The organism is Microvirga splendida (assembly GCF_016427565.1).
Classification (GTDB): Bacteria; Pseudomonadota; Alphaproteobacteria; order Rhizobiales; family Beijerinckiaceae; genus Microvirga; species Microvirga splendida.
In genome coordinates, this window is the sequence record NZ_JAELXT010000010.1 from 81,700 (window position 1) to 96,044 (window position 14,345).

The 14,345-nt window shown below is 64.1% G+C and carries 15 protein-coding genes, 2 tRNA genes and 1 pseudogene; 14 read left to right on the forward strand and 4 right to left on the reverse strand.

Annotation, left to right across the window (positions count from 1 at the left end):
• Positions 1-80 precede the first annotated feature (80 nt).
• The 6 genes from JAO75_RS11950 to JAO75_RS11975 all read left to right on the forward strand — a co-directional run bounded on the left by JAO75_RS11950 (position 81) and on the right by JAO75_RS11975 (position 2,918).
• A complete protein-coding gene (locus JAO75_RS11950) occupies positions 81-701 on the forward strand; it encodes a cold-shock protein (protein WP_246742471.1) in 621 nt (206 codons plus the stop codon).
• Complete coding sequence (locus tag JAO75_RS11955) at positions 701-1,168, forward strand: DUF192 domain-containing protein (RefSeq protein WP_199049369.1); 468 nt, start codon at positions 701-703, stop codon at positions 1,166-1,168. Before JAO75_RS11950 ends, JAO75_RS11955 begins: the two co-directional genes overlap by 1 nt.
• 17 nt (positions 1,169-1,185) lie before the next feature.
• Entirely contained in the window at positions 1,186-1,608 is a 423-nt protein-coding gene (locus tag JAO75_RS11960) for a hypothetical protein (RefSeq protein ID WP_199049370.1), read from the forward strand.
• Positions 1,609-2,401: 793 nt separating this feature from the next.
• Positions 2,402-2,478, forward strand: a tRNA-Pro gene (locus JAO75_RS11965).
• A 37-nt stretch (positions 2,479-2,515) separates the two neighbouring features.
• Positions 2,516-2,821: an ETC complex I subunit gene (locus JAO75_RS11970; protein WP_199049371.1), complete on the forward strand. Its 306-nt coding sequence runs from the start codon at positions 2,516-2,518 to the stop codon at positions 2,819-2,821.
• Between the two features lie 20 nt (positions 2,822-2,841).
• Positions 2,842-2,918: transfer RNA gene (locus JAO75_RS11975), tRNA-Arg, on the forward strand.
• A 77-nt stretch (positions 2,919-2,995) separates the two neighbouring features.
• Here the strand turns inward: JAO75_RS11975 and JAO75_RS11980 are convergent.
• Positions 2,996-3,721: a Crp/Fnr family transcriptional regulator gene (locus JAO75_RS11980; RefSeq protein WP_199049372.1), complete on the reverse strand. Its 726-nt coding sequence runs from the start codon at positions 3,719-3,721 to the stop codon at positions 2,996-2,998.
• A gap of 163 nt (positions 3,722-3,884) precedes the next feature.
• Positions 3,885-4,604 (reverse strand): GntR family transcriptional regulator, encoded by a 720-nt coding sequence (locus JAO75_RS11985; protein WP_199049373.1) that lies wholly within the window; start codon positions 4,602-4,604, stop codon positions 3,885-3,887.
• A 99-nt stretch (positions 4,605-4,703) separates the two neighbouring features.
• Here JAO75_RS11985 and JAO75_RS11990 point away from each other — a divergent pair, with 99 nt between their 5' ends.
• The 6 genes and pseudogenes from JAO75_RS11990 to JAO75_RS12015 all read left to right on the forward strand — a co-directional run bounded on the left by JAO75_RS11990 (position 4,704) and on the right by JAO75_RS12015 (position 10,327).
• Positions 4,704-5,633, forward strand: a complete 930-nt coding sequence (locus JAO75_RS11990; RefSeq protein WP_199049374.1) for a dihydrodipicolinate synthase family protein — start codon at positions 4,704-4,706, stop codon at positions 5,631-5,633.
• Between the two features lie 73 nt (positions 5,634-5,706).
• Positions 5,707-6,723 carry a 4-hydroxyproline epimerase gene (locus tag JAO75_RS11995; RefSeq protein WP_199049375.1) on the forward strand — a complete coding sequence of 339 codons (1,017 nt, stop codon included), beginning with the start codon at positions 5,707-5,709 and terminating at the stop codon, positions 6,721-6,723.
• A gap of 24 nt (positions 6,724-6,747) precedes the next feature.
• Positions 6,748-7,983 (forward strand): NAD(P)/FAD-dependent oxidoreductase, encoded by a 1,236-nt coding sequence (locus JAO75_RS12000; RefSeq protein WP_199049376.1) that lies wholly within the window; start codon positions 6,748-6,750, stop codon positions 7,981-7,983.
• A 110-nt stretch (positions 7,984-8,093) separates the two neighbouring features.
• Positions 8,094-8,843 carry an SDR family NAD(P)-dependent oxidoreductase gene (locus JAO75_RS12005; protein ID WP_199049377.1) on the forward strand — a complete coding sequence of 250 codons (750 nt, stop codon included), beginning with the start codon at positions 8,094-8,096 and terminating at the stop codon, positions 8,841-8,843.
• Positions 8,844-8,936: 93 nt separating this feature from the next.
• Positions 8,937-10,035, forward strand: a pseudogene (locus tag JAO75_RS12010) (spore photoproduct lyase family protein).
• A 94-nt stretch (positions 10,036-10,129) separates the two neighbouring features.
• A complete protein-coding gene (locus tag JAO75_RS12015; protein WP_199049378.1) occupies positions 10,130-10,327 on the forward strand; it encodes a hypothetical protein in 198 nt (65 codons plus the stop codon).
• A gap of 36 nt (positions 10,328-10,363) precedes the next feature.
• On the opposite strand, the gene JAO75_RS12020 is transcribed toward JAO75_RS12015, so the two are convergent.
• The gene (locus JAO75_RS12020; RefSeq protein ID WP_199049379.1) at positions 10,364-10,561 is read right to left on the reverse strand and encodes a hypothetical protein; all 198 of its coding nucleotides are present in this window, start codon (positions 10,559-10,561) and stop codon (positions 10,364-10,366) included.
• A gap of 227 nt (positions 10,562-10,788) precedes the next feature.
• Between JAO75_RS12020 and JAO75_RS12025 the strand changes: the two genes are divergently transcribed.
• Complete coding sequence (locus JAO75_RS12025) at positions 10,789-11,592, forward strand: DUF2243 domain-containing protein (protein WP_199049380.1); 804 nt, start codon at positions 10,789-10,791, stop codon at positions 11,590-11,592.
• Positions 11,593-11,608: 16 nt separating this feature from the next.
• On the opposite strand, the gene JAO75_RS12030 is transcribed toward JAO75_RS12025, so the two are convergent.
• The gene (locus JAO75_RS12030; protein ID WP_199049381.1) at positions 11,609-11,983 is read right to left on the reverse strand and encodes a hypothetical protein; all 375 of its coding nucleotides are present in this window, start codon (positions 11,981-11,983) and stop codon (positions 11,609-11,611) included.
• Between the two features lie 111 nt (positions 11,984-12,094).
• Here JAO75_RS12030 and JAO75_RS12035 point away from each other — a divergent pair, with 111 nt between their 5' ends.
• The gene (locus JAO75_RS12035) at positions 12,095-14,179 is read left to right on the forward strand and encodes a prolyl oligopeptidase family serine peptidase (protein WP_343234604.1); all 2,085 of its coding nucleotides are present in this window, start codon (positions 12,095-12,097) and stop codon (positions 14,177-14,179) included.
• The last annotated feature ends 166 nt before the right edge of the window (positions 14,180-14,345 follow it).

A 14,345-nucleotide genomic window follows, 5' to 3' on the forward strand; every position in this document is an offset into this window, starting at 1 on the left:
TGTTTCTGGCTTCCCCTGATTCAGGACGATGTTATCCTCTTATTAAGAATCGGGTTCATGATTCGAGTTTGGGTTATTTCATGACTGGCGATTACGGCTCCAATTCTTTTAGTCTCCGAGAGGAGAATCCTTCCTTGGATCATGGGCGCCGGGAGGTTTCCCAACCGGCCTCTGAGGAGGGCGCTCTCGAACTTGTCCAGGTCAGCGGCCGTATCAAATGGTTCGACGTGGCCAAGGGGTTCGGTTTCATCGTTCCCGACAACGGCATGCCCGATGTGCTGCTGCACGTGACGTGCCTGCGGCGCGACGGCTACCAGGCCGCCAACGAGGGCGCCAGGATCGTCGTCGAGGCCGTTCAGCGCCCCCGGGGGCTGCAGGCGTTCAGAATTGTTTCCCTGGACGAGTCGACGGCGCTTCATCCGTCGGAGCTTCCGCTGCCCCGCACTCATGTTCAGGTCGTGCCGACCAGTGGGCTCGAGCCTGCCGTTGTGAAGTGGTTCAACCGCTTGCGCGGCTTCGGCTTCCTCACGCAGGGCGAGGGCAAGCCGGACATCTTCGTCCATATGGAAACCCTGCGCCGCTACGGCATTGCCGAGCTGAAGCCCGGTGAGCGGGTCTTCGTGCGGTTCGGCGACGGCTCGAAGGGCCTCATGGCCGCCGAGGTTCGTCTGGCCGATATGGCCCTGCCGCACTCCCATTGATGAGACGATCCGTGCTGCAGCGGTTCCGGCCGGTTCTCCCGGCTCTAGGCTTTGTCGTCCTTCTGGCCGGTGCCGTGTACGCGCAGGCTCTCGAGACCCTGTCGATTGCCACTCAGGGTGGTCAGAAGCAGTCCTTCAAGGTCGAAGTGGCCCGCAATGACGCGGACCGGGCGCAGGGGCTGATGTTCCGGCGCTCCATGCCGGCGGACCAGGGCATGCTGTTCGATTTCGGGCGCGTCGAACCCGTGTCCATGTGGATGCAGAACACCTACCTGTCGCTCGATATGCTGTTCATCCGCCCCGATGGCACAATCGCCCGCATCGCCGCCAATACTGAGCCCCTGTCCACCCGCACCATCCCGTCCGGCGAACCGGTGCTGGCCGTTCTCGAGCTGAACGCCGGCACAGCGGCCAAGCTGGGGATCAAGCTGGGAGACCGGGTGGAGCATTCCATCTTCAAGCGCTGAGACGGATGCGGGCAGGTATGTGCGGCAGGCTCCCGAGAGCAGGCGCTGTCCTGGCCGGTCTGCTGATGCCGGACGCGGCGCTGGCCCAGGTCGGCCCTCATGCGGTGATCAACGTCTCCCAGGATCTGCTGCGGGTCTACAATGCCAGGGATGCGGTCGCGCTCCGGGAGCTTTTGGCGCCGCCCCTGCAGGCACGATACTCCGTGGAGGACCTGCGCCTGATCCTGGCCCAATGCCATGGCCTGACGCATGAGATCGACCGTTTCAGCCTCCCGTCGTGGGGAGCGCGCCGCTACGGCTTCTTCGGGGTCTATGCGGAAAACACCGTTCTCGAGATGGTGCTTGAGATCGATGAGAACGAGAAGATCGTCCACTGGGTGATCACCGACGACGTAACCGCCAGGAGCCACCAGTGTGCGCTCAGCGGAGTACCTGAATAGGAACCTGCTCCTGAAGCACCTGGCCCTCCTTAACAGTCGCCGGGTCGGGGACAATCGCCCATGTTCCGCGTTGGCAGGTCAGACCCCTGAACCAGCCGGGAGAAGCCCCATGGACCGCCGAGATCGCAACAATGCCCTGACCGTCGCAGGCTTCGCCGGTGGCGTCGTCGCCCTCAGTGCGCTGATCACGATCATGCTGGCGTTCGGGTGATCGAAAACGCGCCCATGGCTCTGATGGACGCGCCAGTGTTCGGCCCGCCCCATTGAGGCAAACAAGGCTGGTTTCGGGATGTATTCTAAGCAATCGTGTCGCCACTGCGGCAACTTTGAAGATAACAAGACATGTCAATACGCAGAATTGATATCACATGGCAGATAAACGTTCATCTATGAACGAAAACGGGTTGATCGAGCATAATTATTGCCCTACGGAGGATTCTCCCGTAGGGGCAATACGGGCCGGTAGGGCCGCGGACACTGTCAGGCAATGACAGGGCGCGGCCCTTTTTCATGCATGGAAGGCGTGAATACTTTCTCTGCATTAGGAATGTGCTTGCTCTTATGATGCCTTTGGAGTGATGCTCTTGATCCTGGTCCGGCAGATATCTCCTCAGGCCGAGCTGTTAGGTTCCGTTCACAGCCGTACGTTTATCCAAGATAAAGCATTGGATGGGCCAGAACATGCCTCGGGCTAAGGCCTCAGCCAGCGGCCCCGCAGGAGAGCCCGACAAGGAACTGTGGGGCTTGCACAGGGGTTCTCAAATCGATAGAGAAACCAAGCTGTTGAAGATGTCGGGGTGTAGCGCAGTCTGGTAGCGCATCTGCTTTGGGAGCAGAGGGTCGCGGGTTCAAATCCTGCCGCCCCGACCATTTTCATCGGACGAGTCTTGGAGAGAGACCAAAACCAATGCCTGCACGGATTTACAAGCCCGCCAAGTCCGCAATGCAGTCCGGATTGGCCCGGACGAAGCAGTGGCTTCTCGTGTTCGAGCAGGACAAGCCCCGCGAGATCGAGCCCCTGATGGGCTGGACGAGCTCAGGCGATACCCGCCAGCAGCTCCGCCTGTGGTTCGATTCGAAGGAAGAGGCCATGGCCTATGCCGAACGCGAGGGCATCGCCTATCGGGTCGAGGAGCCGCATGAGATCAAGCGGCGGACGATCTCCTATTCCGACAACTTCAAGTTCAACCGCGTCGGCCCCTGGACCCACTGAGGTCGAGGCTGCCGCCCGATGGCTCCGTAGCTCAGCTGGATAGAGCAGCCGCCTTCTAAGCGGCAGGTCGTAGGTTCGAGCCCTACCGGAGTCGCCATTTTCCCGGAAGAAGGCGTCCAGACTTTACGGCTCTGAGCCCTGCCGGCATTTTGTCCGGGAGGCTCCTCGGCTGGCTCAAGTCAGCTGGTGGCGGCCCGGATCGTCCGCCAGCGGCAGCAGCTCTTCGTATTTATCGCGAAGGGTGCCGTAGCACTCACATGCAGCTTGCTGCAGGCCGGGTCGGTCAACGACGGTGATGCTCCCGCGCTCCTGGTGGATGAGGCCCCTGGTCTGGAAGCCGTGCAGGATCGTGCTGACCGTCGAACGCTGGACGCCGAGCATATCTGCCAGGAACTCATGCGTGAGAGGGATGTTCTTGCGGCTCACCCGGTCGCAGGTCGCAATGATCCACCGACCGGCCCGTGCTTCGACAGAGTGGGCTGCATTGCAGGCCGCCGATCGCAGGGTCAGGGACATCAGGATCTCGGTGTAGCGATGAAGCATGTTCCGGATGGCCGGTCGCGCTTCGGCGGCCTTATGCAAGCTCGCCATATCGATGCGCAGCGCTGAACCTGGGATCTGCACGATATAGCGCCCGAACGACCGCAGCGGCATGCCCCCAAGCGCTAGGCCGACGAGACCTTCGCGGCCGAATGTGGCCATCTCGGCGACCCGGCCATCCTTCAACGTACGCACGAGGGAAACAACAGCGGATTGGGGGAAGTAGGTGTGTTGGAGAGGTTCACCCTCTTCGGCGAGCACCTCGCCGCGCGCGAGCTGTGTACGTTCGAGTTGGGGCTCCAGCCACTGGAGGTCCTCGGGCGTCAGGGTCGCCAGAAGCCGATTGCGAGGATCATCCATCGTCGTTGAGCCCTATGTCGGTTCTGAGACAGGATGGTAGCCTTCTCCATGTCGGCAAAGGAAGTCACAATCGGGGCAATTCGGAGAGACCGGGTGGTCATGTTCGTGCCCTTGCCATCTCCACCGATCATCCATGGATCATGAGCCCGCGATGCAGGTTTGACTAGACGGCCTGTGCTGCCTCACCGTCCTTCTGGTGCTCATGGAGATATTTCAGAAGCGACCGGCCGGCGCCTTCGATGTGGGTCTTCAGGAGCCTGCAGGCTGCACCGATCTCGCCGCTGGCGCAGAGCCGGAGCAGTTCGTCGTGCTCGGCCTCGGCGCGCGCGCGCCCGTTGGTCAGGGCGAGCTGGAGGCGGGTGTGCCGGTCGCATTCCTGGAGGAGGTTCGCCACGATGGCCAGTGAGCGCGGCTGGCCCGCGTGCTGGTACAGGACCATGTGGAACTCCCGGTTCAGCTCGCCCCAGCGGCTCACATGCATGGCGTGAAGCTCCGAGCTGTATTCCTGAAGAATGCCCCGTAGCCGCTGGTAGTCGGCTTCCGTGAGGTGCGGGGCTGATGCTTCCAGAAGGCGTGGCTCGAGCAGGGCTCTGAGGTCGAACAGTTCCTCCACTTCATGGGGCGAGAGCGCCGACACGATGGCGCCGCGATGAGGGTGGATCTTCACGAGCCCCTCGGCCTCGAGCTGCATCAGCGCCTCCCGGACCGGAATCCGGCTGACGCCGAACTCTACGGCCAGGGCTTCCTGGCGGAGTTGGAAGCCCGCCTGGAACTCGCCGTCGACGATCCGCCGGCGCAAATCCTCGGCCACGGACGCGGAGATCGTCCGGTGCTGGATGGTCCGTTGGGTCGGCTTTGGTGCTGTTGCAACTCGGTTCGTCATCAAACTCGCGCTTTAAGAGGGCAGGGTCTTGCTTGACAGTGTAGATTTTATACAATCTACAATACCGAACTTCAATCTAGTATTGGGAGCAGGACCACGATGGCGAACAAAATCGGTTGGGAAGGGGTCTTTCCCGCGGTCACGACGCAGTTCAAGCCCAATTTCGAGCTCGACATCGACGCCACCGCCAAGGTGCTGGACGGACTGATCCGCGACGGCGTCTCAGGCCTGATCGTCTGCGGCACCGTCGGCGAGAACACTTCTTTGAGCCGCTCGGAAAAGGTGGCCGTGATGGAAACCGCCACGAGCGTGTCCCGCGGCCGGGTGCCGGTGATCGCCGGCATCGCCGAGTTCACCACGCAGTTCGCCTCAGAGGTGGCCAAAGAAGCGGCACGAGTCGGCGTCGACGGCGTGATGGTCATGCCGGCGCTGGTCTACTCCTCGAAGCCGCATGAGACGGCCGCCCACTTTCGGGGCGTCGCCAAGGCCACAGACCTCCCGGTGATGGTCTACAACAACCCGCCGATCTACAAGAACGACGTGACGCCCGACATCCTCGCTTCGCTTGCCGATTGCGAGACCATCGTGTGCTTCAAGGATTCGTCCGGCGACACGCGCCGCTTCATCGATACCAAGAACATGGTCGGCGACCGCTTCGTCCTGTTCGCGGGCCTCGACGACGTGGTGGTCGAGAGCGTGATGCTCGGCGCCGAGGGCTGGATTTCGGGCATGTCGAACGCTTTCCCGCAGGAGGGCGAGACCCTGTTCCGCCTGGCGAAGGCCGGCCGGTACGAGGAGGCGAGGGCGCTCTACGAATGGTTCATGCCGCTCCTGCATCTCGATGCCCGCCCCGACCTCGTGCAGTGCATCAAGCTCTGTGAGGAGATCATGGGCCGCGGCTCGGCGCTCACCCGGCCGCCGCGTCTGCCCCTCGAAGCGGCTGACCGTGCCCACGTCGAGGCTGTCATGGACAAGGCGCTCAAGAACCGTCCGAAGCTGCCGGATGTGGGCCTTAAGTCCGCAGCCTGACAAAACAAGAGCGGGGCAACCACGCCCCGCCATCCGTCATCGACACGATCTCTTTTGAACAGCGAGTGAGGCCATGGCGCGCCACACCTTCTTCTGCATCGACGGTCATACTTGCGGCAACCCGGTTCGCGTGGTCGGCGGCGGCAGCATTCCCCAACTGAAAGGGGACACGATGTTCGAGCGCCGCCAGCACTTCCTGGCGGGATACGACTGGATCAGAACCGGCCTAATGTTCGAGCCGCGCGGCCACGACATGATGTCGGGCTCGATCCTGTATCCGCCGACGCGGCCGGATTGCGATGTGGGCATCCTGTTTATCGAGACGTCGGGCTGCCTCCCCATGTGCGGACACGGCACCATCGGCACGGTGACCATCGCGCTGGAGAACGGCCTCATTCACCCGAAGACACCGGGCCTGCTGCGGCTCGATACGCCTGCGGGCGTCGTCGAGGCGCGCTACGAGCAGAACGGTCCCTTCGTGGAGCGGGTGCGCATCACCAACATCCCGTCATTTCTCTATGGCACTGGCTACGAGGTCGAGGTCGAGGGCCTTGGGCATCTCACCGTCGATGTGGCTTATGGCGGCAACTTCTATGCCATCGTGGAGCCGCAGACGCTCTTTTCGGATGTTGCAGACGTCAACCCGTCCGACATCCTGCGCTGGAGCCCGAAGCTGCGCGAGGCGTTCAATGCCCGCTACCAGATCGCCCACCCCGAGAACCCGGATATCAACCGCCTGACCCACGTCCTGTGGACCGGGAAAGCCCAGAATCCCGGCGGCACCGCCCGCAACGCTGTGTTCTACGGCGACAAGGCCATCGACCGCTCGCCCTGTGGGACCGGCACCTCCGCCCGCATGGCGCATCTCGCCGCCCGCGGCGCCCTGAACGAAGGCGATGCCTTCGTGCATGAATCCATTATCGGCTCAACCTTCACGGGCCGCATCGAGGGGCGCACGAAGGTCGGCGACCGCGATGCGATCATCCCGTCGATCGAGGGCTGGGCGCGGGTGACCGGGTTCAACACCATCTTCATCGACGACCGGGATCCTTTCGCCAACGGCTTCCAGGTCGTCGATCAGAGCCGCTAGCCTTAAGCTGTTGTAGGGACAACCATGAAGGTTGCGATCATCGGCGCAGGCATCGTCGGGCTTGCCACCGTGCATGCGATGCTGGACCGCGGGCATGAGGTCGTCCTGGTGGAGCCCGGCGGAAAGCAGGGGCGTCCCACGGACGGCAACGCCGGCTGGATCGCCCATACCGATATCATGCCGCTCGCCTCGCCGAAGGCATGGCGCAACCTGCCGCGCTGGCTGATGGACCCGCTCGGGCCGCTGACCATCCGGCCGGGATACTTGCCGCATCTGGCGCCCTGGCTGATGCGCTTCATGCTCGCGTCCTCGCCCGGCCGGATAAAGGCGAGCATCGGGGCGATCCGTGCCATCAATGCGGAAGCCCTGCCTGCGTGGCAGAGCCTTCTGTCTTCGCTGGACTTGAGCAGACATCTGCGGGAACACGGCATCCTATCGGTCTGGCGGCAGAAGGACGCCTTTCTCCGGTCGCAGGACATCATCGAGCGCCAGCGCAGCTTCGGCATCGCGGTGGAGGCCTTGAGCCCGGCAGCCCTTGCCGAGTTGGAGCCGGCGCTGCGCAATGTCGAGGCCGCCGTGCTCTACCCCGACGCCTGCCATGTTGCCGATCCGGCCGTGCTGGCCGCCGAACTCCTGCGGCTGGCGCAGGAGCGGGGTGCTGCCCATGTGGCGGCGGATGCGTCGAGAATCGAGCTGCGGGATGGTGCCGTTCACGTCCATGTCGATGGAGGCGGCTCGGAAGTCGTCGCGGACCGGGTCGTGGTCGCGGCCGGGATCTGGTCGCGCGGCCTGGCAGCTCAACTGGGCGACCGGATCCCGCTCGATACGGAGAGGGGGTACAACGCCACCTATCCGAAAGGCACCTTCGGGATCGGGAGGCCGATCATGTTCGAGGGCGAGGGCTTCGTCACCACGCCCTTGGATACGGGCGACCGGGTCGGCGGCGCGGTCGAGTTCGCGGGGCTCGATGCTGCCCCCAATCATGAGCGCACGGACGCCATGGTGCAGCGCCTGACGCGATTCCTGCCCCATCTTCAATCCGAAGCACCGGCAAAACGGTGGATGGGGTTCCGCCCCTCGATCCCTGACTCCCTGCCGGTGATCGGCCCTTCTGGGCGGGATCGGCGCGTCGTCTATGCCTTCGGCCACGGCCATTACGGCCTGACGCAGGCTGCAATCACCGCCCAGATGGTGGCGGGTCTGGTCGAGGACCGGGCAAGCCCTGTCGACGTGAAGCCTTTCTCGGCGCAACGCTTCTGAGGCGGCTCACGCTGTTCACAAGCCGGGAGCACGGCGCGAGCGCTATCCGGAACCGCTTCGGTTCACCGGAAAAGTCCGGCATGATCGGGCGCCCTCACGCCGGATGCTCCATGACCTCTTCAAACCTTCTGAACAACCTCGAAAGGCCTTCCCGCGCCCTCGTCATCGGCGCTTCGGGCGGAATCGGCTCAGCGGCGACGGCGCTGCTGGCCTCCGAAGGGTTCGAGAGCGTTCATGCCCTGTCGAGGCGGGGCCACGGCTCCGACCGCGCCGGTGTTCGGCCGGGTCGCATCGACATCGAGGATGAGGGCAGTATCGCGGCGGCCGCCGAGCAAATCCGCGCTGGTGCCCCTCTTCGCTTGGCTTTTGTGGCCACAGGGCTGCTCCATGACTCGGTCCAGCAGCCGGAAAAGTCCTATCGCAGCCTCGACCCGGAGCTTCTCGCCAGGAGCTTCCGCCTCAATGCCATCGGGCCTGCGCTTGTCGCGAAGCATGTGCTTCCGCTGCTGCCACGGAACGGAAAAAGCATCTTTGCGGTGATCTCGGCCCGCGTCGGCAGCATCGACGATAACCGGCTCGGCGGGTGGTATGGCTATCGCGCCTCGAAGGCGGCCCTCAATCAGCTGATGCGGACCCTAGCGATCGAGCTTCGTCGCCAGAAACCGGACGCGATCTGCGTCGCGCTCCATCCCGGCACGGTCGATACGGCCTTGAGCCAGCCTTTCCAGAGTGGCGTCGAGGACGGCAAGCTGTTCACGCCCGCCTATGCGGCCGAGCGGCTACTCACCGTTCTGGACGGCCTGACGCCTGCCGATACCGGACAGTTCTTCGCCTGGGACGGGCAGCGCATCCCATTCTGATGCCTTTGCCCGGACAGACCTGAAGCTGTGGCAGATCGCCCGTGAAGGACCCCGTGTCCCCGGTCGGCGTTCCCCGCTGAAGGAGATGCCACATTGAACGCCGGATTGGCCCTGGACGGAAAGAGAGAGGCTGCGCCAAAGCTCTGGCGGCCCAGGCGCGTGCTCGTGACCCCGGCTGCGCTCGAGTGGGGGGCACGGGCGCGCCATTCTTGAGCGGGCCGCCTCCTTCGGGTCCGAGATCGTCGAGCTGAAAAGCAACCGGCTCACGGGCCTGGGTGGTGACAACGAGCGTCAGAGCTACGTGAATGCCAAGACGACCCTTGCAGTCGTCGTGGCGTCGCCGGGCAAGCGCCGGTTGCAGCCGATTCCGCCGAGTGCCGACTGGCGCGTCGATCTGGCAGAAGGGTGCCCGGCCCACTGCCAGTACTGCTACCTTGCGGGATCGCTCTCCGGTCCGCCGGTCACGAGGGTCTACGCCAATCTTCCCGAGATCCTCGGCAGTCTGGAAGACTACGTCGGCAAGGGCGCGGTGACCTCCCGCTCCACTGAGCGAATGCATGAGGGCACCACGTTCGAGGCATCCTGCTACACCGACCCGCTGGGGATCGAGCACCTGAGCGGATCGCTGGCGGCGACGATTGCGCATTTCGGATCCTGGCAGGCACCCGTGCAACTCCGCTTCACAACCAAGTACGATGCCGTGCAGCCTTTGCTCGGCATTGCGCACGGCCGACGCACCCGGATTCGCTTCTCCGTCAACGCGAAACCCGCAGCCCGCTTCGAGGGCGGCACGGCCTCCGTATCGGCGCGGCTGAACGCCATGCGGATGGCGGCCCTGGCCGGCTACAGGGTCGGCCTGACGATTGCCCCGATCATGCCGGTCGAGAACTGGCGGGAGGCCTATGGTGCCTTGCTCGACGAGGCTGCTGCCGCGATCCGCGATGTGCCGAACCTCGACCTATCCGTGGAACTCATCACCCACCGGTTCACGCCGGGCTCGAAGACGGTCCTGAACGGTTGGTATCCGGGCTCGGACCTGGAGATGGACGAGCAGACACGGACGCGGAAGACAACCAAGTTCAACTCGGTCAAATATGTGTACGCCTCAGACATCATGAAGGAGATGCGGGGCTTCTTCGAAGATGCGGTCGCAAGCCGTCTCCCGTCCGCCCGAGTTCTGTACTGGACCTGAGAGCCGCCCCCTGGCTCATCTTGATCGGGATCAAGGCGCTCCCGGAATCCCCGGTCATGATGCGAGAGCGCTTGGAACAGGAACGGAGGCTCCCATGCTCAGCTGGATCGTTCGGCTCTTGATGATTGCGGCCGGCTTCGTGACGAGTTGGTTCGTCGCCAAGGATGCGCCGATCTTCGGCGTGGCTCAGGTGATGATGACTCTTGTCCTGATGGCGCTCATCGTCGCCGTGGTGGCGTTGTGGCCACGGCGCTGGACGGCAGCTCTCAACCGCCTTCAGAGATCCCGCTGAGGGCCGCGACGCTCTCCCTCCATTCCGCACGACAGGCTAGTGCTGAACCCCGATGGGCCAGGGCTCAAACAGGCTGGGACGCCGCCACAACACGAAATGATCCTGAACGGCGAGCTTCAAGCCGGCTTCTTTCTCCAGAAGTGCAATCTGCGCCTCGACGATCTTCAGTTCCCGCTCAAGCTTCGCAGAGTGGCGGGCGTCGGAAGCGATGGGCTTTCTTTTCCTGCTCTTCATCTGGCACCTCATGGTCCGAGAAGCAGCCTGTGGTCTTCCTGCCGAGGAAGACGACGACCGGCGCCCGGATGGCCATGCTTGTGCCCCCTGCAAATCGTTCGTTCTCTGTTTGATTCGAATCCTAACCGAGCGGGACTCCTTTCGTCTGTCAGGAACCCGACACAGGCGTCACATTCGCTAACTTGGATCAACCTTCGAAACCTTGATGGGCAGCGTCGGTTGAGAGAATGGAACAGCTCTCGAACCTTGGGCGTGTCGTGGCAAACACCGCATCTCGTCGCTATCATCCGTGGCCTGGCTATGTGCTCGGCTTTGCCCTCGGCGGCTTCTTCGATGGGATTCTGCTCCACCAGATCCTGCAATGGCACCATCTCCTCAGCACCATCAACGGCGAGGACATCCGGTTCCAGGTCGCGGCCGACGGCTACTTCCACGCCCTGATGTACGTGATCGCCGCCATGGGCCTCTGGATGCTGTGGGCGTCGCGGCGCGATCCTGCGGGCCTCTCCGGCCGTCTGCTGTTTGCGGGAATCCTGATCGGCTTCGGCACTTGGCATAGCGTCGATGCGGTGCTGTCCCACTGGCTGCTCGGGATCCACCGCATCAGGATGGACCGGGGCAACCCGCTGTTCTGGGATCTCCTCTGGCTGGGTCTTTTCGGTCTCGTGCCGATCATCCTCGGGTGGATCATGGGCGGTCCGCGAGATGACGGGTCTCACGTTTCCCGGACGTCCGGCCAAGCGCGGGCTTTGGCCGTTCTTCTTGTGGTCGGAACAGGCGCGCTAGGGATCTGGCCGCTGCGCGGCAGCGAATTCACCACGGTGCTCTTCGCCCCGGGCGCAGGGCAGGATCATGTCCTGCGATCCCTCGCATCGGTGGATGCGCAGGTGGTCTGGACGGACGGCAGCGGGGAACTCGCTGTGGTTCGGCTCGCGGACGGGCAGTCGGGCTGGGGGCTGTTCAGGCACGGGGCCATCCTCGTCACCGGGGCGGGCCTTCCTGCCGGCTGCCTCAATTATCTGCGCACCTGACCTTTGCCGTCCCGTGTCAGCGCTTGCGCAGCCGCTCGATGGCATCCTTGTGGGCTGCGGGATCGACATCGTACTCGGCCGCGAGGCGTTCGATTTCGGCACGCCTGTCCTCGGCGCTCAGCCGAGGATTGAGGCTTGCAACGGCGGCCAGAAAGGATGCCCCTGCAAAGACCGGGTCGCGGCGGCGGGCCGTCTGCTCGCGCTCCTTCTTGAGATCCGCCTGCCGCTGCTTGTAGCTCTCCAGCGGGCCGAAGGCGCGCAGCGCCCGGTTGCGTAGTGCTTGGGCCGGTAGATCGTGCTCCTGGGCGATGTCCTGCAAGGCGCCTTCCGGATCCTCCCCGGCGAGCAGGGCTTCGGAGAGTTCCTCGAGGGCGGAAACGAACGGATCCATCGTGGCCCCTTTCTGTGCGGTTTGATCGTCAACGGACGGTGATCGGTTCGGTTCTCGCGCAAAGTGTTGCCGAGGGCCCTGGCTGACCAATAATCCCTCTCATCGATTCTCATCCGCCCGTCACCCCCAGCCGAACGGAAACCGCACGCCATGGCCGAACAGACGCAGGAGCGCCCCGATCCCTATCTCTGGCTGGAGGATGTGGAGGGAAGCGAGCCGCTCGCCTGGGTGCGCGCCCACAACGAGGTCACGAAAGCCGCCCTGTGCGATGCGGCTTTCGAGGCCGACAAGAGGGCCCTCTACGAGATCTCGACGCGGCCGGACAACATTCCGTTCATCACCCGGCGGCAGGGACAGCTCTACAACTTCTGGCAGGATGCCGCCCATGTACGGGGGCTCTGGCGGCGCACGACGATGGGGGATTATCGCGGCGCGGAGCCCGCCTGGGAGACGGTGCTCGACATCGATGCGCTGGCGCGGGCCGAGGGCGAGGACTGGGTCTGGAAAGGCTGCGGCACTCTCCAGCCGGAGCAGCGCTACGGCCTCGTGAGCCTGTCGCGAGGCGGCGCCGACGCCGTCGTCGTCCGCGAGTTCGATCTTGTCGAGAAGCGGTTCGTCGCGGACGGCTTTGCCCTTCCCGAGGCCAAGGGCGGCGCCGCCTGGCTCGACCGCGATACGGTTCTCGTCTCGACGACCCTCGGCGAGAATGCCGCAACGGGTTCAGGCTATCCGCGCACCGTGCGCCTCTGGCGTCGTGGTTCGGATTTCACGAACGCGCCTTTGCTCTTCGAGGGCGAGGCGAGCGATATCTACATCTCGGCCTCGGTCGATCGTGAGCCCGGATATGAGCGCACCTTCTACCGGAGGCAGATCACTTTCGAGGAGGGGATCAGCTATCTCGCTCGGGAGGAGGGCGAGCCTCTGCGGATCGATCTCCCGCTCGATGCCCGCTTCGACGTGGAGAAGGACTGGCTGGTCGTGAAGCTGAAAAGCGACTGGGCCCTGCCGGAGCGCACCTATCCGGCCGATGCGCTTCTGGCGATCAGCTTCTCCCGCTTCCTCGACGGCGACCGCCGGTTCGAGGTGCTGTTCGAACCGGGGCCGCGCCGCGTCCTTTCCGGCTTCTGGTGGACCAAGTCCCGTCTGGTCCTCACGGTTCTCGATAATCTCGCAAGCCAGATCTGGCTCGGGACGCCGGGCTCACCCTGGGGCCTGGAGCAGCTGCAGGGACTGCCGGACACGGCCTCCGTCAACGCCATGCCGCTCGATGTGGGCCAGTTGGAACGGACTGACGAGTTCCTTCTGACGATCTCCAGCTTCGTGGAGCCCACCAAGCTTGCGCTGGTGGCGGAGGACAGGCGGATCGAGGTGCTGAAGGAGGCGCCCGCCGCCTTCGATGCCTCCGGTCTGGAGGTGACGCGCCATGAAGCCGTCTCCGTGGATGGGGAGCCGATTCCCTATTACCAGATCGGACCAAAGGACCAGGACGGGCCGCGTCCCGCAGTTCTCTACGGCTATGGCGGCTTCTCGGTCTCGATGACGCCCGGCTATTTGGGCGGGATCGGCAAGACCTGGCTGGAGCGGGGCAATGTGTGGGTCGTCGCCAACATCCGCGGCGGCGGCGAGTTCGGGGCCGCCTGGCACAAGGCGGGAATGCGTGAGGGCAAGCGCCTCTCCCACGACGATTTTGCCGCCATCTCCCAGGACCTCGCCCGGCGTGGCGTGACGACCCCGCAACAACTCGCGGCTTATGGCGGCTCCAACGGGGGCCTTCTCGTCGGCAACATGCTGACCCGCTACCCGGAGCGTTTTGGGGCGATCTGGTGCACCGTGCCGCTGCTGGACATGCAGCGCTACACACGCCTGCTGGCCGGCCCGAGCTGGGTGGCGGAGTATGGCGATCCGGACAAGCCCGGGGATTGGGCCTACATGGCCGGCTTTTCCGCCTACCAGAACCTGGACGAGGGCCGCGGCTATCCGCCGGTGCTGCTCGTGACCTCCCGGCGGGACGACCGGGTTCATCCCGGCCACGCCCGCAAGATGGCGGCCAAGCTGGAGGCGATGAAGCAGCCGGTCTTCTTCTACGAGCCGGATGACGGCGGACACGGAGCGGCCAACAAGGAGCAGGCGGCCTTCCTCTCAGCCTTGGGCCTGTCCTTCCTGCGAAGAACGTTGACCGGCACGGGACATACTTGAGCCGGCGGAGGCGCCATTCGGCAGGGGATAAAGCCTTGCGAAGGGGAGGCGCCCATAGCCAGCGGCTCCCTTGATATTGCACTCTGCCATCATCACATGAGAGCAGAGGAAAAGCGCGGCACCTCAACATCTTAACCCTGCACCCGCTCACCACAGGAATGGTTGG